The organism is Tautonia plasticadhaerens (assembly GCF_007752535.1).
GTDB lineage: Bacteria > Planctomycetota > Planctomycetia > Isosphaerales > Isosphaeraceae > Tautonia > Tautonia plasticadhaerens.
On record NZ_CP036426.1, the window covers coordinates 7,513,536 to 7,536,227 of the forward strand.

Here is a 22,692-nt window from a genome sequence, read left to right on the forward strand (position 1 = left end):
TCACCCCGACCCTCTCCCCACTGGTGGGGAGAGGGAGCCGGAACCGATCTTCCGAGGAACATGGCGAGTGGAACCCTCAGGAGAGGAACCGCTCCACGATCGGCGTGTAGGCGTCGATCCGACGGTCCCTCAGGAACGGCCAGTGGCGTCGGGTCGTCTCCATGAGCTTCGGGTCGCACTCGACGACGAGGATCTCCTCGGTGTCGGGCCCAGCCTTGGCGAGGATCCGGCCGAAGGGGTCGGCGAGGAAGGTGCCGCCCCAGAACTCAATGCCGCCGGCAGGGTCCCCCTCGTGGCCGATCCGGTTCACCCCGGCGACGTAGACGCCGTTGGCGATCGCGTGGGCCCGCTGCATGGTCATCCAGGCGTCGGCCTGGGCCTCGCCGTACTCGGCCTTCTCGGCGGGGTGCCAGCCGATCGCGGTGGGGTAGAAGAGGATGTCGGCGCCCCGCAGCGCGGTCAGCCGGGCGGCCTCGGGGTACCACTGGTCCCAGCAGACGAGCGTCCCGACGTTCGCCCGGCTCGTCTCGAACGACAGGAACCCGAGGTCCCCGGGGGTGAAGTAGAACTTCTCGTAATAGAGCGGGTCGTCGGGGATGTGCATCTTCCGATATCGGCCCCGGATCGAGCCGTCCGCATCCAGCACCACCGCCGTGTTGTGGTAGATCCCCGCCGCCCGGCGCTCGAACAGCGAGGCGACAATCACCATGCCTGTCTCCCTCGCCACGGCCGAGATCGCCTCGGTCGAGGGGCCCGGGATCGGCTCGGCGAGGTCGAAGTTGGCGTGGTCCTCGACCTGGCAGAAGTACTGCGAGCGGAACAGCTCCGGCAGGCACGCCACCTGGGCCCCCTTCGCCGACGCCTCCCGGAGGAACTCGCAGGCGCGTCGGAGGTTCTCGTCCGGGTCGGTCGAGCAGCGCATCTGCACGAGTCCGACGGTGAACGGCCGGGACGATCGGCTCATCAGGGGGGCTCCGTCTGAGGATGGGTCGATTCGATTTCGCCCATCGTAACACGATCCAGGCGGCCCCGAGCAGGGGTCCCGGCCTCCCCCCCCTCCCTCAGCCGACCACCGCGGCGGCCAGCGAGACGAGGTCGGGGAACACGCCCGGCCTCGGCCCCACCCGGCCGGATCGGTCGATCAACGCCGCGGAGAGCCCGGCGCGTCGGGCCCCGGCGTCGTCGTTCTCGGGGTCGTCGCCGACCGAGAGGACGACAGGGGGGGGCAACTCCAGGCGGTCGCAGGCGGCCCGGTAGAACGACGGGTGCGGCTTCCGGTAGCCGACCTCCGAGGAGATGACGACCGAATCGGCCAGCGGCTCCAGCCCGGGCAGCCCCCGGAGCACCTGGCGGAGCCGGCCGTCGAAGTTCGAACCCACCCGGACCGCCAGGCCCGCCTCCCGGAGCAACCCCACCGCCGGGATCACGTCGTCGAAGCACCGCCATGCGTCGGGGCGGCCGAAGTGCTCCCAGAGTTCCAGGAACGCCCGATCCGGCTCGGCGAGGCCCGGCAAGACCCCCCCGACGATCCGCCGCCAGCGGCGATACTCGATCGACTCGTCCGTGACCATCGGCCCCCGCAGGTCGTCCAGCTCGTCGCGGCGGAAGTGTTCCTTGAACCGGCGGCGGACCTCCCCCGTCTCGACCTCCAACCCCTGCCGCCTCGCCGCCCCCGCGTACACCTCGGCCACCGAGGGTGCCGGGTCGATCAACGTCCCCACGGCATCCAGGATGACCGCCCGGACCCCCTCGTAGCCGGTCCCCGACCGCTCCATGCCGAACCCTCGCACCGGGCCACCACCCGACAAAATCCCCCCAATCCAACCATTTTGGACGGTCAACCCCGGATCGGGAAGGGCACCGCCGCGGCCCGATGCGGCCAGAATTGGCGGTGTGCCCGAGCCTTCAGCCTCGGGACGGGCGGACGAGGCCGGCGGTGACGTCGACGTCGAGGTCGGCGACCTGGCCGGCGGCGAGCTTGGGGAACGCGACGCCGAGCATGGCGGCGTTGTCGGTGCAGAGGGACATCGGAGGGACGAACAGGGCCACGCCCTCCTCGGCGGCCATCGCCGAGATCCGGTCCCGGAACCGGCCGTTCGCCGCCACCCCGCCGCCGATCCCGAGCCGGGCCAGGCCCGTCTGTTTCAACGCCTGGCGACACTTGGCGACGAGCACGTCGACCACCGCCTCCTGGAAGCTCGCCGCCAAGTCGGCCACGACCTCGGGGGCGGGGATGCCGGGGTCGGACCCGGCCCGGCCCCGGGAGTCCTGCCCCCTGATCGCGTAGAGCACCGCCGTCTTCAGCCCGGAGAAGCTGAAGGCGATCCGATCGTCCCGCAGGAAGGCCCTCGGGAATTCATATGCCTTCGGGTTTCCCGACCGGGCGGCCCGCTCCACGCCCGGGCCGCCGGGGTAGCCCAGGCCGAGCAGGCCGGCGACCTTGTCGAACGCCTCACCGGCCGCGTCGTCGATCGTCCCGCCGCGCAAACCCGCCTCGATCGGCCCCCGGCATTCGAACAGGCTGGTGTGGCCGCCGGAGACGACCAGGCCGACGCAGGGGTAGACCTCCCGATCCGGCTCGGCGAGCTGACAGGCGTAGAGGTGCGCCTCCAGGTGGTCGACCGCCACCAGCGGCACGCCCAGCGCCAGGGCCAGGGTCTTCGCCGCCGTCAGGCCGACCACGAGCGACCCGACCAGCCCCGGCCTCGTCGCCACCGCCACCGCCCCGATCTCCCCGAGGGTCACCCCCGCCCTCCGCAACGCCTCGTCCACGATCGGCAGGAGCTGCCGGACGTGCTCCCTCGACGCGATCTCCGGCACCACGCCGCCGAACCGGTCGTGCAGGTCCACCTGGGACGCCACCACGCTCGACCGCACCCTCGGCACCCCGACCGCCGGGGGCCTCGGCCCTTCCAGCACGGCGGCGCCGGTCTCGTCGCAGGTGGTCTCGATGGCGAGCAGCAGGAGGGGGTCGGTCACGGTGGCGTCCGGTCAGGGAGTCGAGGGGCCGGGCATCGGGGAAGGGATGGGCCGGAGCCGATAGTGGAGCCTCAGGAAGGTCAGGCCCCGGAACCTGAGCACGTGATCGGCCCGCACCGCGTCGTCCTCGCCCGGGTAGACGTGAATCCGCTCCCGCATCGAGGCGACGTATCGGGCCCGGAGGAGGCCCGGCCCGTCGTCGACGGTGAAGTAGAAGCCGGGATCGCCGAATCGCTCCCCCTCGGAGACGACCGAGAAGGAGCCGTCCGGGTGCGCCTCGGGCCGCATCAGCACGATCGCATTCCCGTTCGGCAGCGGGAAGACGACCTTCACGCAAGGGCCCCGGCGTCCGGGGACGTGTCCCAGCGAATAGCTGCCCGCGTAGAGCACGTCGCCGCTGGCCACCAGCCGGCGGACCCAGGCCGTGTGCCGGACCTCCCCCGAGGCCGGGTCGACCAGCTGGAGCACCTCGCTGGTCACCCCCCGGCTCGTGTCCAGGCCGCCGAGCGGGACGTTGAGCTGCTGGAGCCTCCGGCTGAAGAGCGTGGCGAGCATCCCGCCGAACGGGCGGAACCAGCCGCTCCACTGGGCCCAGGAGTCCAGTTCGTACGCCCCGGCCCGCTCGTAGAAGTCGGCCACGGCCGGGGAGACGGCCGCCGGGTCGAAGTCGGGAGCGGCCAGGGCGTCGAAGTCGGGCAGGAGCCCGAGGTCGGCCCCCCGGCGGATCTCCAGGCCTTCGCGCCCGGCCAGCTCCTCGAAGAAGCCGGCCCCGATCCCCCGGGTCCGGCCGATCGGCCCGGCCAGCCACGGTGCGTCGGCCAGCGCGATCCTACGGCCGGTCGCCCAGACCCAGCATTGCGTGAGCCAGTCGACCAGGTTTCCTCGCCTGTCGCCGAGCCAGGGCATGAGTCGGACAGCCGGTGGGGGAGGGTTCGGGAGCCGTGGTTCTCCTCGTCGACCTCGGTCCGGGCTCAGGCGGCGGCGTCTTTCCGCTCGCCGTCGACCTCGTCCTCGGCGTCCTCCCCCTGTGCCTGGTCGTCCAACTCGGAGTGCAGGACTTCCAACGCCTTGTCCAGCTGGCGGTCGGGCGGCGGGTCGGCGTCGTCGTTCTCGTCGCCTTCGATGCGACGGGCGATCCGGGAGGTGACGTCCTTGCGGCGCCGGGCCAGCTCCCAGCGGGCGTATTCCTCGGGGGAGAGCTCGACGGCGAGGCCTTCGCTCGGGGAGACGCCCCACTCGTCCTCCTCCGTCGCGTCGGGGAACTTGTGGATGTTCCCGCCCGAGGGGCGGAAGTAGCTCTCGACGGTCAGCTTCAGGAAGCTGGTGCCCCCCTCCAGGGGGATGATGTTCTGCACCGAGCCCTTGCCGAAGGAACGCTCCCCCACCACCTTCGCCCGGCCGGCGTCCTGCAGGCAGGCCGAGACGATCTCGGCGGCCGAGGCCGAGTGCTGGTTGACCATCACCACCATCGGGAAGCCGGTGGAGGTGCCGTCGGCGTTGGCCAGGAACCGGCGCTCCCGGGTGTTGCGGCCCCTGGTGCTGACGATCACCCCGCCGTCGACGAACAGGTCGGACACCTCGACCGCCGCCGAGAGCAGGCCGCCGGGGTTGGTCCGCAGGTCGAGGATCAGCCCCCGCATCCCCTCGCCCTTGAGCTGGGTCAGGGCCGCCCGGACGTCCTCGGCGGTCGTCTGGTAGAAGCTACTGATGCGGATGTAGCCGACCTTGGCCTCGGGGTCGATGAAGTACTCCCACGAGTCGTCCGGCCGACGCTCGACGCCCAGCACGCTCTCCGAGGCGATCACCTCCCGGGTCACCTCCAGCGTCTCGGCCTTCTCGCTGCCGGGGTGCAGCACGTTGAGCGTCACCGCGGTGCCGGGGCGCCCCTGCAGCAGTTCCACGGCCTTGTCCTGGGTGATCCCCTCGGTCGACTCGCCGTCGACCTCCAGGATCAGGTCGCCGGCCAGCACGCCCGCCTCGTACGCCGGCGTGCCGATCAGCGGGGCGAGCACCTTGAGCCGCTTGCTCCTGGCGTCGACCTCCACCTGGATGCCGATCCCGGTGAAGCTGCCCTCGAAGGTGCGCTGGAACTGCTTCCACTCGGCCTCGCTGTAATACGTCGAGTGCGGGTCGAGGCTCTGGAGCATCCCCTGGAGCGCCGCCTCCAGCAGCTCCCGGCGGGGGACCTCCCGGACGTAGTTCGACTCGACCTGCTCGACGGCGTCGACGAAGATGCCGTAGAGCTCCAGCATCTCGTCCTTCGAGTCGCCCCGGCTGCTCTGCCAGCAGACGACCGAGGCGAGGCCGACGGCCGCGATGGCCACCAGGTTGCGGTGCGGCATGGGCCGGGATCCTCCGTGCGAGGCGGGGGTCGGGCGGGCCTCGGCGGCGCCGGGCCGGGCGGCCCGGGCGCCGATTCGGCGGCGGGGGTGGTCCACAATCGGGACCGGACTCGTTAATATCGTAGTCTCAGTCCATCGGGTCGGGCAAGCGGTCGGGTCGAGGGAGGTCGGTCGTCATGGAGGAGGATCGGACGAGCCGGGCGATCCCCGAGGTGGGCTCGCTCGGCGAGGCGGAGGTCGATCGGCTCCGACGCGCGATCAACGGCTCGACCGAGGGGCTCTGGGAGTGGGACGTGCCCACCGGCATGGTCTGGCTCTCCCCCCGGTCCGCCGCCCTGCTGGCCGACGGCTCGGCCCCCCCCCGCCGACCTGGGACGCCGTGCTCGACCGGCTGCACCCGGACGACTCTCCCGCGTTCCGGGAGGCGTTGGGCGTGGCGGCCGACCGCGGCGAGCTCGACGTCTCGTTCCGCCTCCAACGATCGGCCGGCGACCGCTGGTTCCGGGTCCGGGGCGCGTCCCCCGGCGGCGACGGCCCGGTCCTCACCCTCGCCGGCTCGATCCTGGACATCGACGAGCTCCGCCGCATCCAGGACCGCAACGCCTACCACGCCGCCATCGTCGAGTCGGCCGACGACGCCATCATCGGCCTCGACCGCGACGCCGCCATCGTCGCCTGGAACGGCGGCGCCACCCGGCTCTTCGGTCGGGAGCCCGCCGAGGTCCTCGGCCAGCCCGTCTCGGCGCTGGCCCCCTGGGTCCGGCTCGACCTCATGCCCGATTTGATCCCCCGGGCCCTCCGGGGAGAGTCCGTCTCCCACCAGATCGTCGAGCACCGCCGGGAGGGGGGCGACCGCCAGGAGTTCGCCCTGACCCTCGGCCCCGTGCGGGACGCCGGGGGGGAGCTGGTCGGCGCCTCCCTCATCGCCCGGGACGTGACCGGCCGGCGCGCCATGGAACGCCGGCTCGTCGCCGCCGGCCGGGACCTCCGGCGCCGGAGCGACGAGCTGGAGCAGTTCGTCTACACCGTCTCCCACGACCTGAAGAGCCCGCTGGTCACCTGCACCGGCTACGTCGGCCTGCTGGAGGAGGACCTCCAGGCCGGCGACTCCGAGGCGGCCGTCGACTCGGCCCGTCGCGTCCGCAACGCCGTCACCCGGATGAGCCGGCTGATCGACGACCTGCTGGAGCTGAGCCGGATCGGCCGCGCCGAGGGCCCTCCGAAGCGGCTCGACCTGCCCCGCCTCGCCGCCGAGCTGGCCGAGATGATGGGTCCCCGCTTCGAGGAACTCCGGGCCCGGCTGGAGGTCGCCCCCGGGCTGCCCGAGGCCGTCTTCGCCGACGAGCGGGACCTCTCCCGGGCCCTGGAGAACCTGCTGGAGAACGCGTTGAAGTACGCCTGCGACGGCCCCGGCTCGGTCGTCACCCTCGGCGGCCGGTCCGAGGACGGCCAGACCCTGCTCTACGTCCGGGACTCGGGCCCGGGCATCTCCCCCGACTACCACCAGAAGATTTTCGGCCTGTTCCAGCGGCTCGACGTCTCGAAGCCCGGCACGGGGGTCGGCCTCGCCTCGGTGGCCAAGGTCGCCTCGGTGCTCGGCGGCCGGGCCTGGGTCGACTCCGAGCCGGGCCGGGGCGCCACCTTCTGGCTCTCCCTGCCCGAGCCGACGGCCGGGGACCGCGAGTGACCCCCCGGTCGCAGCCGGCCCCCCCGGACGGCCCACCTCCGTCCCGTCCCCCTCCCACCGCCCCGGACGCCCGGCCACCGCCGTCGCCCCGACGCCCCGACGCCCCGACGCCCCCGGCCCGGGATCATGCATCTGGAATTCCCTCCCCCAGATCGAACATCATACGTCCACCCTCGTAGGACTGATCCCGACGACGCCACCGAGGACCGATCGACGATGAGCCGCATGGTCAAGTTCCTACTCGTGGAAGACGACGACGACCACGCCAACCTGGTCAAGCGGAACCTCAGCCGGGCCCGGGTGGCCAACTGCGTCACCCACGTCCCCGACGGCGCCGAGGCCCTCGCCTACCTGAGGAAGCAGGGCCCCCACGCCGACGCCGAGCGCCCGGACGTCGTCCTGCTCGACCTGAAGCTGCCCAAGGTCGACGGCCTGGAGGTCCTGGAGGCGATCCGGGCCGACGCGGACCTGCGGGACCTGCCGGTGGTCGTCCTCACCACCTCCGACGCCGAGGCCGACCGCGAGCGGGCCTACCAGCACCACGTCAACAGCTACCTCGTCAAGCCGGTCGACTTCGAGAAGTTCCGCCAGATGGTCAACGACCTGAGCCTCTACTGGGGCGTCTGGAACGTCCTGCCCCCCTCGGCCAAGGGCGAGTGAGTCCGTGAGCACGTGAGAGGGCCCTTCCATGGCCTCGCCCCCGCTTCGTGTGCTGCTCGTCGAGGACGACCCCGACCACGCCGAGCTGATCCGTCGCCACCTCGGTCGCGCCCGGCCCAAGGGCCGCACCGTGCTGATGGAGCACGTCGGCTGCCTCGCCGACGCCCGACGCCGCCTGGCCGAGCCAGGCGGCGGCGGGCAGGGCGACATCGACGCGCTGCTCCTCGACCTCGTCCTGCCCGACAGCGGGCTCGACACCACGCTCGAATCCGTCCTCGACGCCCGCCCCGAGCTGCCGGTGGTGGTCCTCACCTCGCTGGACGACCTCGACTTCGCCGCCGACGCCGTCCAGAGGGGGGCCCAGGACTACCTGGTGAAGTCCGAGATCACCGGCGAGATCCTCCTGCGCTCCCTCCGGCACGCCATCGAGCGCAAGTCCGCCCAGCGCCAGCTCCGGGACTACGCCGCCCAGCTCGAACGCCGCAACGAGGAGCTCCGGCGCTTCGCCCACCTGATGGCCCACGAGGTCCGGAACCCGCTGAACATCGTCTCCCTGAACCTCATGCTCGCCCGACGCTCCACCGGGGATCCCGAGATGCTGGCCGAGGCCCTCGGCCAGGCCGAGGGCTCCGTCCGGGGCCTCGGCCAGCTGGTCGCCGAGCTGCTCCGCTTCGCCGACGCCGAGATCGACCCCGGGGGCGGCGAGGCCGTCCCGATGGAGGCCGTCCTCGACGACGCCCTCCGGGTCCTCCGGGAGACGATCCGGGAGGGCCGGGCCGCCGTCTCCCGCGGCCCCCTGCCCCCCGTCCTCGGCCAGAAGACGCAGCTCGACCACCTGATGCAGAACCTCGTCGGCAACGCCGTCAAGTACCGCGGCGAGGACCCTCCCGCCATCCGGGTCGAGGCCGAGCCCTCCGGCGACGGCTGGGCCACCTTCCGGGTCGTCGACAACGGCCGGGGTATCCCCCCCGACGACCGCGACCGCGTCTTCGAGATGTTCTGCCGCCTCCACGAGCCGAAACGCATCCCCGGCACCGGCATCGGCCTGGCCTTCTGCAAGCGCGTCGTCGAGGCCCACGGCGGCCGCATCTGGGTCGAATCCGCCCCCCTCGGACCCGGCAGCGCCGTCTGCTTCACCCTCCCCACCGCCGAACCCCACACCCCCCCCGGCGACCCGGCAGCGGCCCCCCCGGCCTGAGATTCCCATACAAAATGCCATCACCGCGATAGAATCTCCCCCGATCGCCCGTCGGACCGGCCGACGTCCGGCGATCGAACCCGAGGGGGATGCCCGATGCGAGACGACTTCGACGCCCTGTTCTCCTACAACCGATGGGCCGACCGCCTGGTCCTCGACGCCTGCCGGGCCCTCTCCGACGAGCAGTATCGCGCCGAGCCGAGCCCCGGCTGGTCCGCCGTCCGGTCGACGGTCGTGCATCTCGTCCGGGTCACCGAGGGCTGGCTCCGCCTCCTGGCCGGCGAGGAGGTCGCCGCCTTCCTGACCGAAGCGGATCTCCCCACCCTCGACGCCGCTTCCGACCGCCTCGGCCGCTCCTACGAGATTTATGATGCCCTCCGGCCCCGGCTTTCCCCCGAATTCCTCGACGCCCCGATGACGATGCGGGGCGGCGGCCGGACGATCATCCTCCCCCCCTGGGTCGTCCTCCGCCACGTGGTCAACCACGCGTCCTACCACCGCGGCCAGGTCGCCTCGAAGCTGGCCCGGCTCGGCGTCGCCCCGCCCGACACCGACCTCGACACCTGGGCCCTCGAATGGATGCCCCCCGACGCCTGAGGGGGCGGCCCCGACTCACCCCGGATTGCCCGGGAGACCGACCTCGTTCGTGCGTTGCCCCGGCCACGCCGGATGACGAGTGACCCAGGCAAACTCGTCTCAGCCCCTCCCGGGGCGGGCCTCCAGGTATCCCGGCGGCACCCGGGCGGTCAGCCAGACCCCGTTGTCCGACCGGAAGAAGGGGAATCCGTCCTCGACCATCCGGCCCGAGGCGACTTCCAGGACGACCGGGCGGCCGTGGCGTCGACCGACCGCCTCGGCCGTCGGCACGTCCCCCGAGAGGTGGACGTGCTGCCTTCCCGACGGCCGGAGCCCGTCCCGGAGGATCGAGTCGAGGAACCGGGTCGCCGTCCCGTGGTCGAGCACCCCCGGCGGCTCGACCGGCTCCAGCCCCAGCTCCACCGAGATCGAGTGCCCCTGGCTCGCCCGGATCCGACTCCCGTACTCGCTGAGCCGGAACCGCTGCGTGTCGTTCGACGCCACGACCTCGGCGATCAACTCCCGGGAGAGCCTCGTCCCGTGCCTCCCGGCGCGGGCGATCAAGTCCTCGACCGACGCCCAGCCTCCCTCGTCCAGCGTCAGGCCGATCGACTCGGGCCGGTGTCGCAGCACGAGGCTGAGGAACTTGCTCACCCTCACGATCGACTTCGGCTGCGACATGGGCGGAACCCTTTCCCGATCGGGACACGAGGCGCCCCGCCCCGGTTCGCCCCTCGGGGTCAGGATCCCCCGGATCCCGACCCGCCGAGCGCCTCGTCGAGCCCCTCGGCGAGGACGGGCTCCCGGCACGAGAACCCTTCGCAAACGTAGATCGTCGTCCTCCCCTCCCGCGTCGGCCGGTCTTGCAACAGGGGCACCATCCGCTCCGCCTCCTCCCGGTCTTCCTCCGAGGCGGGGGTCGGCGCGACGACCGCGTGCGGCAGGAACCTCGACCGGATCCGGCGCAGGACGTCGACCCGTTCCGCGTCGTCTTCCCCGCCGACCACGGCGATCTCCCGGACCTCCCCTAGCAGGAAGTCCAGGGCGATCAGGCTCTGCCCCGCCGCCGTCGGCGCCTTCTCCAGCACGAGCCGGACGGACTGCACGGCCCGCCGGGCATGGTGATCGAGTTCCGAGAGCCCGATCAGGCCGGCCAGCCGGGCCAGGGCGGTGGCGGCCATCGCGTTGCCGGAGGGGGTGGCGTTGTCGTAGGCGTCCTTGGTCCGGGCGATCAGCGCCTCGTGGTCGGCGCTGGTGTAGTAGAAGCCGCCCCCCTCGGCGTCGGAGAACTGGCCGATCATCACCTCGGCCATCCGCATCGCGGCCTCGATCCACCTCGGCCGGCCGGTCGCCTCGTACAGGCGGGTCAGCCCGTCGGCGAGGTTCGCGTAGTCATCGAGGTAGGCGTTGAACCGGGCCCGGCCGTCCTTGAAGCTGTGCAGGAGCCGGCCGTCTTCGGCCCGCATCCGGTCGAGGATGAACCCCGCGGCCTTCTCGGCGGCGTCGAGGTAGCGGTCGTCCGCCAGCGCGTGGGCCCCGTCGGCCAGGGCGGCGATCATCAGCCCGTTCCAGGAGGCCAGGATCTTCGTGTCCTTCCCCGGCGGCACCCGACGGCCCCGGGCCTCCAGCAACTCCGCCCGTTCCTCGTCCAGCTCCCGGCGGAGGTCCCCCGGGTCCCGGCCGAGCGACGCCGCCGCCTCCTCCAGGGGCCGGGGCAGGTTCAGGATCGTCTTCCCCTCCCAGTTCCCCCGCTCGGTCACGTCGTAAGCCTGGGCGAAGGTGTCAGCCCGGTCGGGGCCGAGCACCTCCCGGATCTCGTCCAGGGTCCAGACGTAGTACTTCCCCTCCTCCCCCTCGCTGTCGGCGTCCTCGGTGGAGTAGAACCCGCCCTCGGGGTCGGTCATCCGGCCGAGGACGTAGTCGAAGATCTCCCGGGCCACCCGGGCGTACTCGGGATCCCCGGTGAGCTGGTACGCCTCGACGTAGGTCGAGGCGAGCAGCGCATTGTCATAGAGCATCTTCTCGAAGTGCGGCACGAGCCACTCGTCGTCGGTCGAATACCGGGCGAAGCCGCCGCCGAGGTGGTCATAAATGCCACCCCGGGCCATCTTGCCCAGGGTGTGCCGGACCATGTGCAAGGCGTGGGCGTCCCCGGTCCGGGCGTGCTCGCGGAGCAGGACGCGGAGGTCCATCGGGTGCGGGAACTTCGGCGCCGAGCCGAACCCGCCGTGACGGGGCTCGAAGGCCCGGGCCAGCTGCCTGGCCGCGTTGTCGAGCAGCTCGGCGGACAGCTCCCCCTCGGACTCGGGGACCCGGCCCATCGAATCCAGTTGATTCGTCAACTCCCCGGCCGAGGCCATGATCGAGTCCCGGCGGTTGGTCCAGGCCTCGTGGATGCTCGTCAACACCCGGGGGAAGCCGGGCATCCCCCGGGAGTCCTTCGGGGGGAAGTAGGTCCCCCCCCAGAAGGGCCGGGCGTCGGGCGTGAGGAAGACCGACATCGGCCAGCCGCCGTGCCCGCTCAGGGCCTGGACCGCCGACATGTAGATCTGGTCGACGTCCGGGCGCTCCTCCCGGTCGACCTTCACGTTGACGAAGTATTCGTTCATCAGCCGGGCGATGGCCTCGTCCTCGAAGCTCTCGCGCTCCATGACGTGGCACCAGTGGCAGGCCGAGTAGCCGACCGAGAGGAAGACCGGCTTCCCCTCGGCCCGGGCCTTCTCGAACGCCTCCTCGCCCCAGGGGTACCAGTCGACGGGGTTGTGGCGGTGCTGGAGCAGGTACGGGCTCGTCTCGGCGGCGAGGCGGTTGGTCGGTCGGTTCTCGTCGTGGGACATCGGGTCGCCTCGGTTCTGGCGTCGGATCCGGCCAGGTCGGGGGATTCTCCCCGATTCGCCGAACCGGTCTCGGGGGAATGCTGGACGGGACACCTTCCCGGCCGATTATAATCGCGGGCCCGGCGCCTGACGCGGCCCCCGGCCCCGCGATTGCGGGCCAATCCCCCCGCCCGGGGAACGCTCGCAGACGCCGTTCCCATTCGCGTCTGCCCTCCCTCGCGAGCGGGGAGGGAAGGACAGCGTCCCCCCTCCCCCGACGACCGGGGGCCCTTCGGGGCGGGCGCCTTCGACCTGGTCCCCCTCCCGACCGTGATCGGTCCGAGCGTGTCACCATGTCCTTCCGAGGTGTCTTCATCGCCGTCTTCCTGGGCACGGCCATGATCGTGGCCGCCTTCATGGTCAACGCCCGGCGGCCCCTGCCCGAGGGCCGCCGGATGACCCCCGCCCTGGTCAAGGCCACCGGCCGGTGCGCCCAGTGCCACGAGCACGAGACCGGCGCCGTCGTCCACGAGTTCGAGCTGAGCGAGCACGCCGCCGCCGGGCTCACCTGCCTGGACTGCCACAGGCCGCTCGAAGGCCAGGAGGTCCTGCCACACCAGGGCTTCGAGATCGCCAAGAGCGTCACCTCGCTCAACTGCGCCGGCTGCCACAAGCCCGAGTACGACCAGTACCTCCGCAGCCGGCACGCCGCCCCCTCCTGGGCCGCCGTCACCGGCCCGAAGGACTTCACCGCCGAGCAGGTCGCCTTCGCCGAGCGGCACCACCCCGGCTGGGTCGACCGCCCGGCCAACGCCCTGGCGATGCTGGAGGGCCCGGCGGCGATCACCAAGGGCTGCCAGAAGTGCCACGACGTCGGCAAGCCGAACGCCGACGGCTCGATCGGCACCTGCACCTCCTGCCACGCCCGGCACGTCTCCTCGGTCGAGCTGGCCCGCTCCCCCCAGACCTGCGGCCAGTGCCACATGGGGCCGGATCACTCCCAGATCGAGATCTACAACGAGTCCAAGCACGGCGTCCTCTTCCACGCCCAGCGGCACCTGATGGACCTCAAGGCCGACCCCAAGACCCTCTCGGCCGAGGACATGCCCGTGCCCACCTGCTCCACCTGCCACATGAGCGGCATCGGCGACCGCCTGGAGCCCACCCACGACCCCGGCGAACGCCTCTCCTACTTCCTCTTCGCCGACGTCTCCGACCGCCGGGAGGGCTATCGCCAGGCCCAGGTCAACATGAAGGCCAGCTGCCTGGAGTGCCACACGAACAACAGCATCGGCGAGTTCTACCGCGAGGCCGAGTCGGTCGTGAAGTCGACCAACTCCCTGGTCAAGCAGGCCCGGGACGTGATCGACGGACTCCGCGAGGACGGCCTGCTCACCCCCGAGCCCTTCGACGAGCCGATCGAATTCACCTACTTCGACCTCTGGCACTACTTCGGCCGGACCGCCAAGCACGGCGCCTTCATGGGGGGGGCCGACTTCGTCCAGTGGCACGGCTTCTATGAGCTGGTGAACAAGCTCGCCGAGATCAAGCACCAGGCCGCCGAACTCCGCGGGGAGGGCACCGAGGATGAATCCCCATCCGACGCCGACGCCGACGCCGAATGATCGGTCCGAGGCCCGCTGGTGGGCCCTCCCTTCGAGCTGGGTCGAGCTGTTCGCGGCCGGGAACCTCGGGTTCCTGGCCCTGGACATCTACGTCGCCCACTCCATGAACAACTTCGCCCGGGCGACCGAGTGGATCCCCCTCGCCTACTCGATCGCCGCCCCGCCGCTGCTGGCGCTGTGCTGGCTGATCCAGGGGCGCGTCCGCCCTCGACCGGCCGATGACCGCCCCCCCGACCTCCCCCCCTGGCGGCCCGTCCTCGCCCGGAGGCTCGGCCTGCTCGTCGGCCTGGCCGGGGTGGTCGTCGGCGTGGCGGGAGTGGTCTTCCACCTGCAAAGCCACTTCTTCCGGGAGCAGACGCTGCACAACCTCGTCTACACCGCCCCCTTCGCCGCGCCGCTCTCGTATGCGGGGCTGGGGCTGATCCTGGTCCTCAACCGCCTCGAACGCGGCTCGACCCTGGAATACGCCCGGTGGGTCGTCCTGCTGGCGATGGGGGGCTTCCTCGGCAACTTCGTGCTCAGCCTGTCCGACCACGCCCAGAACGGCTTCTTCCACCCGGCCGAGTGGATCCCGGTCGTCTCCGCCGCCTATGCCGTCGGCGCGCTGGTGGCGGTCGCCTCCTTCCCCGGGAGCCGATCCACCTGGTTCCTCGCCGCGGCGGTGATGCTCCTCCAGGTGGTCGTCGGCCTGATGGGGTTCGTCTACCACCTGGTCCCCAACGTCCGGGGCCCCATGCCGACCTACTGGGAATCCTTCGTCTACGGCGCCCCGATTTTCGCCCCGATGCTGTTCGCGGATCTCGCCCTGCTCGCCGGCCTCGGCCTCTGGGCCGTCGCGCTGGCGCGCCCCGAGATCCTCCGCCGTCGTGCCCCCGAGCCGGGCGTCGCCCCCGCCCCCTGACCCCCGACGTCACGTCCCCCCCGGGGGGCCCCGGTCCGAGTGGCACCGCACAATCCCCCCAATTCATCCAGAAATCCGCAATTCCACGCATCGCGCATCTTGACCAGGCCACATGTCCCCATCAGACTGGGCCTGAGACGGCCCTCCCGTGGTGGGGGGGCCGGTCCCGGACGACCCGGGCCCGCCGGATGACGTCGGGCAGACCGGGTCGATCCCGTCAAGGCTGCCCCCAACCCGACCGATCGTCGCCCTCGGGCTTGGGATTCCCCGGTCCACCGGAGGCCGATCATGCCCACCGCCCGAGCGTCCCGCGCCCCCCGACGCCTCCCCCGAGCCTCCCGCCCCCGGCTGGAGGGCCTGGAGCCCCGCAGCCTGCTGGCGACCTTCACCGTCACCGGCCTGGACGACGCCGGCCCCGGCTCCCTCCGCGAGGCGATCGAGCGGGCCAACCTCGACCCGGACCGGGACACGATCGCCTTCGAGCCGGGGCTCTCGGGGACGATCGAGCTGGCCTCGGCCCTGCCCGAGCTGGCGACCGCGGTGATCGTGGCCGGGCCGGGGGCCGACGTGCTCTCGGTGTCGAGGTCCCGGGCCGAGGGCATCCCCGCCTTCCGCATCCTCACGGTCCCGGAGGCGGCCGATGTCGAGGTCGAGGTCACTGGCCTGACCCTCTCCGGCGGCGTGGCCGACGCCGGCGGCGGCGTCCTCAATGCCGGGACGCTGACGCTCTCCGGCGTGACCGTCCGGGACAACCGGGCCGGGGCCGACGCCGGGGCCTTCGACGCCTCCGGGGGCGGGATCGCCAACTCCGGGACGCTGACGATCGCCGACTCCTCGATCGTCGGCAACTCGGCCCAGGGGGGCGAGGGCTCCGCCGCCCGGGGCTCCGCCTCCGGGGGGGGGATCAGCAATTCGGGGATCCTCAGAATCACCGGCTCGAGCCTGACCGACAACGAGGCAACCCCCGGCGTTCAGACCATCGGCGCCTCGGCCCCGGCCGCCGCCCGGGGGGGCGGGATCGAGAACTCCGGGACGCTGACGATCGCCGACTCCACCCTCGAACGCAACTCCGCCGTCCCCTCGGGCCCGAGCACCACCGGCGTGGGGGGGGGGATCGCCAACGTCGGCACCGCGACGGCCTCCCGCGTGACGTTCCGGGAGAACCGGGCCGACACGAGGGGGGGCGGCCTCGCCAATGACGGCGAGGCCGTCGTCGAGGGCGCCACCTTCCGGGCCAACCGCGCCGGCGAGGGCGGCGGCATCGCCAACCTCGGCAGCGTGATGATGTCTGACACCCTGCTGGCCGACAACCTGGCCGAGAAGGCATTCCCGCCCAACTTCGCCGATCTGGCGGGCAGCTCCGGGGGTGCCGTCTACAGCTCCGGCACGCTGCGGGTCTTCGGGTCGACCTTCCTCGGCAACGCGGCGATCTCCACCCCCTCGAGTGGGGGCCTGTTTACCTCGGCCTCCGGGGGGGCCGTGGCGAACCTCGGCGCCGCGTCGATCAGCGGCTCGACCTTCGAGGGGAACTCGGCCGACGCCGAGATCTCCGGCGGGCCCTCGACCGGGGCCTCCGCCCGGGGAGGCGCAGTGAACAACGAGGGCAGCCTGATCGTCTCCGACTCCGCCTTCTCCGGCAACCGCGTCGACGCCTCCGGGGGCACCGGCAACGATGCGACCGGGGGCGCCCTGAACAGCGCCGGCTCCCTGACGCTCTCCCGATCCCTCTTCCGGGACAACCGGGCGTCCTCCGGCGGCATCCGATCCGCGCTCGCCGCCGGCGGGGCCCTCGCCGTCCGGGTCGACGCGGGCGGCATCGTGACCGTCTCCGAGTCGACCTTCGCCGGCAACGAGGCGGCGGGCGGGTCCGGCTTCGGCCCGGCCGGCCGCGGTGGCGCGATCGCGATCCTCGGCGGGGGGGCGGCCACCGTCGTCAACTCCACCCTCAGCGGCAATCGGGCCACCTCAGGCGGCGCGATCTCCACCGACGGCGACCTGACCCTCGCGTTCTCCACCCTCGCCGACAACACCGGGGGCACCGTCGTCATCACCACGATCCCCCCCCTGCCCCAGAAACGCCTGACGATCGCCTCCAATGTGTTCGGGTTCGGGGCCGATGGGGGCGGCTCGATCGTCAACCAGGGCTCGGAGGTCGCCTCCCAGGGCGGCAACCTCTTCGCCGACGCCCCCGAGATCCCCCTCGCCCCCTCCGACCTCGTCTCGGTCGACCCCCGCCTCGGCCCCCTCGCCGACAACGGGGGCCCCACCCCCACCCGGGCCCTGCTCCCCGGCAGCCCGGCCATCGACGTCGCCCTGCCCGTCGCCGGCGTCACCACCGACCAGCGGGGCGTCCCCCGCCCCCAGTCCACCGCCCCCGACGCCGGCGCCTTCGAGGCGGAGCTGTCGACCGCGCTGGTGGCCTCCCCGGGCTCGACCTCGCCCACCGTCGGCCAGGACGTGGAGATCCTCATCACGCTGACCGGCCCCGACGGCGCCCCGCTGGGCGGCGTCCCGGCCGCCGCGCGGGTCGTCTCCGGGCCCAACGCCGGGGCCGAAATCCCGGCCACCCCCACCGGGCCCGACGGCCGGATCCGCTTCGTCTATACCGGCATCGGCGGGCCCGGGACCGACACGATCGTCGCCTCGGCCGCGCCGACGGGCGTCGCCTCCACCGTCGTCTCCCCCGCCTCGACCGTCACCTGGGCCCTCCGGCCGCCGACGGTCCTCGGCCTGCGGCGCCTCGGCTACCACGCCCGGCCCACCCGGCTGGTCCTCGCCTTCAGCACGGCGATGGATCCCGCCCGCGCCGAGGATCTGGCCAACTACCGGCTCGTCCTCGACGGCCCCGACCGCCTCCTTCGCATCACCTCCGCCTCCTACGACGAGGCGACCCGGACCGTCACCCTCTCCCCGAGCCGACGACTCCCCCTGCCCTTCACCTACCGGCTGACCGTCGTCGGCACCCCTCCCGGCGGCCTCACCTCCTCCTCCGGCGTCCCCCTCGACGGCGACGGCTCCGGCCAGCCCGGTTCCGACTTCACCGCCACCTTCGGCCGGGAGGCCCTCGACCGCCCCACCCCCCTCGACCCGGCCTCCCGGCTCGACGCCCTCCGCCTCCTGCTCCGGCAGCGGAGGGACGCCCGGCGATCGGGCATCTGACCCGCCCCCCTCCCGGCCGGTCGACCCCCGCCCGGCCGGGAGGACACGCCGTCGCCCGATCCCCGGCGAGGCCGGATCAGAACAGCCCCGCCACCGCGACCCGGAAGCCGGGCAGGTGGGGCTCGGCGGCCAGTTCCTGGGTCTCGTTGAATTGCTCCGGGGAGCCGTTCGAGGGCCGGGGCTGTGGATCCTCGCGATCTCCCCCGATCCTACCGCGCCGGGGCCCTCGGGAATCGGGCAGGAGGTATGTACGGCGGCCCCGACACGGCCGACGTTCCAGGCAACCGGGGCCGCCCGGGCCTCCTACCCGGTGGAAGGGAGATCGAATTCACTCGGCGATGTCTCCTCGGCGGGAGGCTCGACGGCCGGGGGCGCCTCGGGACGGTCAGGATCGGGCTCCCCGAACGGATCGATCGAGGGTCCTTCCGACCTCGGCGGGTATGTTCGGATCACCAGTTGGTCGCCGGGCTGGATGAGGACGTCCTCCTCGCCTCGCCCGAGCGATCCCCGTATGGTGGAGAACTTGCGGATCGGCGCTCCCCGGCGGAGCAGGAAGACAGTCCCCGGCACATCCTCGGTCCCCCCCGTCAATTCCAGGGCGTCGGTGATCCTCAGCTCGCCCGGGATCAGGAATCGTCCGGGAGTCTGCACCCCTCCCGTCACGGTGAAGGTCCCCGGCTCCTCCCCGACCGCCACGGCGTCGAGCCGCTCCACCAGCTCGCGGAGGGACTGCACCAGCTCCGGCTCGATCGCCGTGGCGTCCTCGTCCTCCCCCGAGAATCGGTAGAGCGTCGGGCCGTCCTCCTGGACCTCGTCGACGGGAGGGGGCCCCCCGAGCGTCCGATCGGGGTCGTCGAGCCCCTCGCCGACCACCCGGGCCCGGAGCCCCGGCGAGCGCTCTTCCCAGAGATCCGAGTAGCGACCCATCAGCTTCTTCCGCTCGATCTCGAACGCGATGAGGCCCGGATCGCTCGGGGCCTGGGCCACGCGCCGGAGCTGCTCGATCTTCCGGTCCTGGTAGGCGATCTGGGCCCGGAGATCCTGGACCTCCGGGAGTGCCAGGAACGCCTGCTCCACCAGGATCCGCAGGTCCCGGGGCACGACGAGCCGGTCGCCGGGCAAGAGCTGGTAGTTCGTGCTCGCGTCCCCCCGCTCGACGATCGCCTCTAGGTCGATCGGCAGGACCTCGGCCGGGTCCCCCGTCCCCGACGGCCGGACGAGCCGGATCCGCTCCCGGTCGGCCGTCGGCAGCAGGCCCCCGGCATAGTTGATCGCGTCAAGGACCGTCTCATTCCCGGTCACGTTCAGCCGGCCCGGCTGGATCACGTCCCCCTGGACGTAGTAGACCTTGCTGTTGTACGAGACGACGTCGACGAAGACGCGGTCCGAATCCCCCGGCCGCTTCATGGCGTAGTCGAGCGTCTCGGGGTCGAGCTGGATCAGCCCCAGGGACTCGTCGTCCAGGAACTCGCGGAGGTGGAGGATCACCTTCTCCTTGATCTCCGAGGGGGTCAGCCCCGCGACATAGAGATCCCCGTAGAAGTCCAGCGAGATCGTGCCGTCGGGCCTCACCAGCCGCTCCCCGGCGATCGGCCGCCCGGGCAACGCCTCCAGCACCTCGATCCGGATCAGGTCCGGCGGCTCGACGACGTACTCCGGCAGCGTCGCCTTCTCCGACTCCCTCGGCACGCCGGGTCCATGGTCGGGCTCCTCGACCAGCTCCGGGTCCCACTCCGGGACGGCCCGCTCCTCGGGGAGATTCGGACCCGGCTCGACCGGCTCCTCCTCGACCCGGAACGGCCCCGAGGCCCCCTCCTCCGGCCGGACCGGCCGCACCCGATCCGGGAATTCCATGCGGGGCGGCTCCGGAGGCAGGTCGTCCGGGCCCCCGCCGCCCGAGGGCTCCGAGGCGGGCGGCCTCGGCCCCCCGGCGTCCCGATGCCGTTCCGCCTCGGACGGGCCACGGCCCGGGTGGTCGAACGGCGAGCGATCCGCCTCGGACGGGCTACGGCCCGGGTGGTCGAACGGCGAGCGATCCGCCTCGGACGGGCTACGGCCCGGGTGGTCGAACGGCGAGCGATCCGGCGGCAGCGAATCCGGTTCGATCGCGGAAGCGTTCGGCGGATCGAGCGGATCCGGCGGCATATTGCTGTCGTTCGACGGCAACGGAGCCCCTGACGATTCCTCGTCCGTGTCCGCCTCGGTCGGGCCCCCCGAACGAAGCCGACGCGAGACCTCATCGATCCGAACCTGGATTTCCTTAAGCTCCTTGCGGAGGGCCCGCACGTCGGGATCGGCCAGGAACTCCTGCTCGATTCGGCGCTCGACCCAGACCCGGGGATCGACCTTGCCGGCCTCCTGCCGGGCAACCTCAAGCCCGGCCCGGGCCTCGATCTCCTCGTATTCCAGCTCCAGCATCTCCTGGTTCAGCTTCCGGAGTTCATCCTGGTAGACGGACACGTCGAGGTCCGGTTCCGCAGCCTCCGCCTCATGTTTGAGCTGGTCCACTCGCGCCAGCTTCTCCCCCATCAGCCCCCGCTTCTGGCCGATGGCGGACAACTTCGCTTCGGCCCGCCGGAGCGCCTGCGTCGGGTTCTCCTCATCGGCGGCCAGGCGTGCCCGCAGGGCCGGCTCCAGGTCGGCCCAGAGTTGGTTGTACCGCTCCAGGAGCCGCTGCTGCTGGATCTTCAGCCGGGCCAGGGCGGGGTCCATCGGGGGCGAATTCACCCGGGGCCTGACCGACTCCGGCCGGTCGGCCTCATGCAAGGGCTCCCCCGGCAGGGGTTCGAGGTTCAACATCGATTCCGGGGCGACGATCTCGACCACCCTCTCGATTTCGTCGATCGGGCGAGATCGGACGCCATCCGGATCCTCGACCTGGATCATGATTCGTTGCCCTCCTTCGCCTTCGGCCAGGACGTTCAGCAGGAACGGCCCGGAGCGACGGCCGGGCTCCAGCTCGTCGATCGAGAGTTCGAAGCGACGGACCTCGGTGGGCTTGCCATGATCGTCGAAGCCAACGAGGCCGCCACTGAGCGTGGCGACGAGGGTTGTCCTCCCGGTCCGGCTGCGGCCTTCGTTTCGGACCGTGACCTGGTACCCGAGCGTCGAGCCCCGGATCACCTTCCCCTCGGGACCGGCCACCTCGACCGTGACCTCCGGCCGGGCCATCGCCTCCAGTTCCCGCAAGGCCCCGGCGAGCCGGACCATCTTCAGCCGCAGTGCGGCCAGATTCGACTGGAGTTCCTGCTCGGCCTCGACGATCACGCCGGGCACGTCCCGTCCCATCGAGATCCGCTCACGACGCTCCTCCAGCGCCCCGACCAGTTCCCGGGCCTCTCGGATTTGCGTCTGGACCGACCGGATCTCGTCGGCGACTCGTTGGCTCCTTGCCACCGGGACCCGAGTGGGCTCCTCGCCGTGCTCCGCCGTCGATGAGAGGAATCTCGGAGTCTCCGCCTCGGCGTCCGCTCCCACCCCCGAGGCTGCGCCCGGCGTCAGCCCGACGGGCAGCGCTTCCTTCGGCGTCCCATCCTGTCGCCCTCCCAGCCCCCCGACGGCCGCCGCCGTCACGCCCACCGACAGGAGTGCCACGCCCGCCGCCTGCACCTTCACCCATCCCGTCATCGCGATCACTCCTTCGGCCAGGTGGGCCACCGAGCCCGAGACGACCGCCCCGGCGATCCCCGCCGGGGCCGATCGGAACGCGTCCCGGACGGCCAGGGTCACGGTGCGGCGGAGCAACGGGCCCGGGACGACCGGGAGCACCCCGAGGCCGAGCCCCCTCCGGGAGAGGCGGGCCCGGAGCATCGCCCGGGCCCGGGAAAGCCGGGCCTTGACCGTGCCGACGGGGCGGCCGAGCCGGGAGGCGGCCTCGTCCAGGCTCCGGCCCTCGAAGTGGCAGAGCACCACCGCCTCCCGGTAGCGGGCGGGCAGGCGGTCGACCTCGTCCCGGAGCAGCGCCGCCCGCTCCCGGGTCAGCGCGAGGTCGAGCGGCCCGGGGTCGGGCGAGGCTGCCTCGGGGGCCGCCGGCACGCCCACCTCCCGACGGCCGACCGACCGCTTCCGGGCCCGGGTCGCCACCCTCCGGGCCACCCCGTACAGCCATCGGCCGGCCGAGTCGTCCACCCGGACCGAGCCCGCCTTCCTCGCCAGCACGAGGAAGGTGGCCTGGAAGGCGTCCTCGGCGTCGATCGGGTCGGGGACGACCCGGCGGCAGACCCCCAGCACCATCGGCCCGTGCCGCGCCACGATGGCCTCGAAGGCGGCCTCGGCGGCCTCCTCGTCGGCCCGATCGGCGAACCGCTCCAGCAGCTCCCCGTCGGTCAGGGCGGCGACCGATCCCCCCCGGAAGATCGCCCCCACCTGCTTCAAAACCGCCCCGGTCCCCCTGGCCGCCATCGGATGCCCTCCCCGGTCGCCCTCCCCCGATCGCCCCGGCCTCGCCGCCGACACCCTATCCCATGCACCGGCTCGCCCCGGGGTTGCATCCCCCCGCCGCAAAATCGTCCCATTTCGGACGACCAAACTCACGATAATAAGGATGACCCCGAATTCCTGCCCCGGACCGACCCGATCCACCCCGAGCATCCCCGACCCCAGACGAAGCACCGAGGACGGCCCTGACGTGACTGCCCGAGCCGACGCCACGCCCGATCACCCGCGAGGCCGCCTCGCCCCGGACGCGCCGCCCCGCGCGACGGGCCGCCCCGGCACGCTCGCCGGGCATTGCGCGGCCGGGGACCGACG

15 protein-coding genes are annotated in these 22,692 nt (G+C 72.4%); 7 read left to right on the forward strand and 8 right to left on the reverse strand.

The window, feature by feature from the left end:
• Nucleotides 1-76: 76 nt before the first annotated feature.
• The 5 genes from ElP_RS29955 to ElP_RS29975 all read right to left on the reverse strand — a co-directional run bounded on the left by ElP_RS29955 (nucleotide 77) and on the right by ElP_RS29975 (nucleotide 5,321).
• On the reverse strand, nucleotides 77-964 hold the full coding sequence (locus tag ElP_RS29955; RefSeq protein WP_145276499.1) for a carbon-nitrogen hydrolase: 888 nt from the start codon (nucleotides 962-964) through the stop codon (nucleotides 77-79).
• 97 nt (nucleotides 965-1,061) lie between these two features.
• Entirely contained in the window at nucleotides 1,062-1,775 is a 714-nt protein-coding gene (locus tag ElP_RS29960) for an HAD family hydrolase (protein ID WP_145276500.1), read from the reverse strand.
• 130 nt (nucleotides 1,776-1,905) lie between these two features.
• A complete protein-coding gene (gene tsaD / locus ElP_RS29965; RefSeq protein ID WP_145276502.1) occupies nucleotides 1,906-2,979 on the reverse strand; it encodes a tRNA (adenosine(37)-N6)-threonylcarbamoyltransferase complex transferase subunit TsaD in 1,074 nt (357 codons plus the stop codon).
• Between the two features lie 12 nt (nucleotides 2,980-2,991).
• Nucleotides 2,992-3,885 carry a hypothetical protein gene (locus ElP_RS29970; protein WP_145276504.1) on the reverse strand — a complete coding sequence of 298 codons (894 nt, stop codon included), beginning with the start codon at nucleotides 3,883-3,885 and terminating at the stop codon, nucleotides 2,992-2,994.
• 65 nt (nucleotides 3,886-3,950) lie between these two features.
• Complete coding sequence (locus ElP_RS29975; protein WP_145276506.1) at nucleotides 3,951-5,321, reverse strand: S41 family peptidase; 1,371 nt, start codon at nucleotides 5,319-5,321, stop codon at nucleotides 3,951-3,953.
• 286 nt (nucleotides 5,322-5,607) lie between these two features.
• Between ElP_RS29975 and ElP_RS29980 the strand changes: the two genes are divergently transcribed.
• From ElP_RS29980 to ElP_RS29995, 4 genes are all read left to right on the forward strand, one after another.
• Nucleotides 5,608-7,008: a sensor histidine kinase gene (locus ElP_RS29980; protein WP_197446490.1), complete on the forward strand. Its 1,401-nt coding sequence runs from the start codon at nucleotides 5,608-5,610 to the stop codon at nucleotides 7,006-7,008.
• Between the two features lie 216 nt (nucleotides 7,009-7,224).
• Nucleotides 7,225-7,668 carry a response regulator gene (locus tag ElP_RS29985; RefSeq protein ID WP_145276510.1) on the forward strand — a complete coding sequence of 148 codons (444 nt, stop codon included), beginning with the start codon at nucleotides 7,225-7,227 and terminating at the stop codon, nucleotides 7,666-7,668.
• Between the two features lie 28 nt (nucleotides 7,669-7,696).
• Nucleotides 7,697-8,866, forward strand: a complete 1,170-nt coding sequence (locus ElP_RS29990) for an ATP-binding protein (protein WP_145276512.1) — start codon at nucleotides 7,697-7,699, stop codon at nucleotides 8,864-8,866.
• Between the two features lie 96 nt (nucleotides 8,867-8,962).
• Entirely contained in the window at nucleotides 8,963-9,463 is a 501-nt protein-coding gene (locus ElP_RS29995; RefSeq protein ID WP_145276514.1) for a DinB family protein, read from the forward strand.
• 99 nt (nucleotides 9,464-9,562) lie between these two features.
• Here ElP_RS29995 and ElP_RS30000 read toward each other — a convergent pair whose 3' ends face one another.
• Together ElP_RS30000 and ElP_RS30005 are read right to left on the reverse strand one after the other, a co-directional pair.
• A complete protein-coding gene (locus ElP_RS30000; protein WP_145276516.1) occupies nucleotides 9,563-10,123 on the reverse strand; it encodes an RNA 2'-phosphotransferase in 561 nt (186 codons plus the stop codon).
• 59 nt (nucleotides 10,124-10,182) lie between these two features.
• A complete protein-coding gene (locus ElP_RS30005; protein ID WP_145276518.1) occupies nucleotides 10,183-12,279 on the reverse strand; it encodes a thioredoxin domain-containing protein in 2,097 nt (698 codons plus the stop codon).
• 332 nt (nucleotides 12,280-12,611) lie between these two features.
• Between ElP_RS30005 and ElP_RS30010 the strand changes: the two genes are divergently transcribed.
• The 3 genes from ElP_RS30010 to ElP_RS30020 all read left to right on the forward strand — a co-directional run bounded on the left by ElP_RS30010 (nucleotide 12,612) and on the right by ElP_RS30020 (nucleotide 17,943).
• Nucleotides 12,612-13,883, forward strand: a complete 1,272-nt coding sequence (locus ElP_RS30010) for a multiheme c-type cytochrome (protein ID WP_197446491.1) — start codon at nucleotides 12,612-12,614, stop codon at nucleotides 13,881-13,883.
• Nucleotides 13,846-14,784, forward strand: coding sequence for a hypothetical protein (locus tag ElP_RS30015; RefSeq protein ID WP_145276522.1), 939 nt, complete (start codon nucleotides 13,846-13,848; stop codon nucleotides 14,782-14,784). Before ElP_RS30010 ends, ElP_RS30015 begins: the two co-directional genes overlap by 38 nt.
• Before the next feature lie 288 nt (nucleotides 14,785-15,072).
• Nucleotides 15,073-17,943, forward strand: coding sequence for a choice-of-anchor Q domain-containing protein (locus ElP_RS30020; protein WP_145276523.1), 2,871 nt, complete (start codon nucleotides 15,073-15,075; stop codon nucleotides 17,941-17,943).
• A gap of 303 nt (nucleotides 17,944-18,246) precedes the next feature.
• On the opposite strand, the gene ElP_RS30025 is transcribed toward ElP_RS30020, so the two are convergent.
• Nucleotides 18,247-22,344 carry a sigma-70 family RNA polymerase sigma factor gene (locus ElP_RS30025; RefSeq protein ID WP_145276525.1) on the reverse strand — a complete coding sequence of 1,366 codons (4,098 nt, stop codon included), beginning with the start codon at nucleotides 22,342-22,344 and terminating at the stop codon, nucleotides 18,247-18,249.
• Between the last annotated feature and the right edge of the window lie 348 nt (nucleotides 22,345-22,692).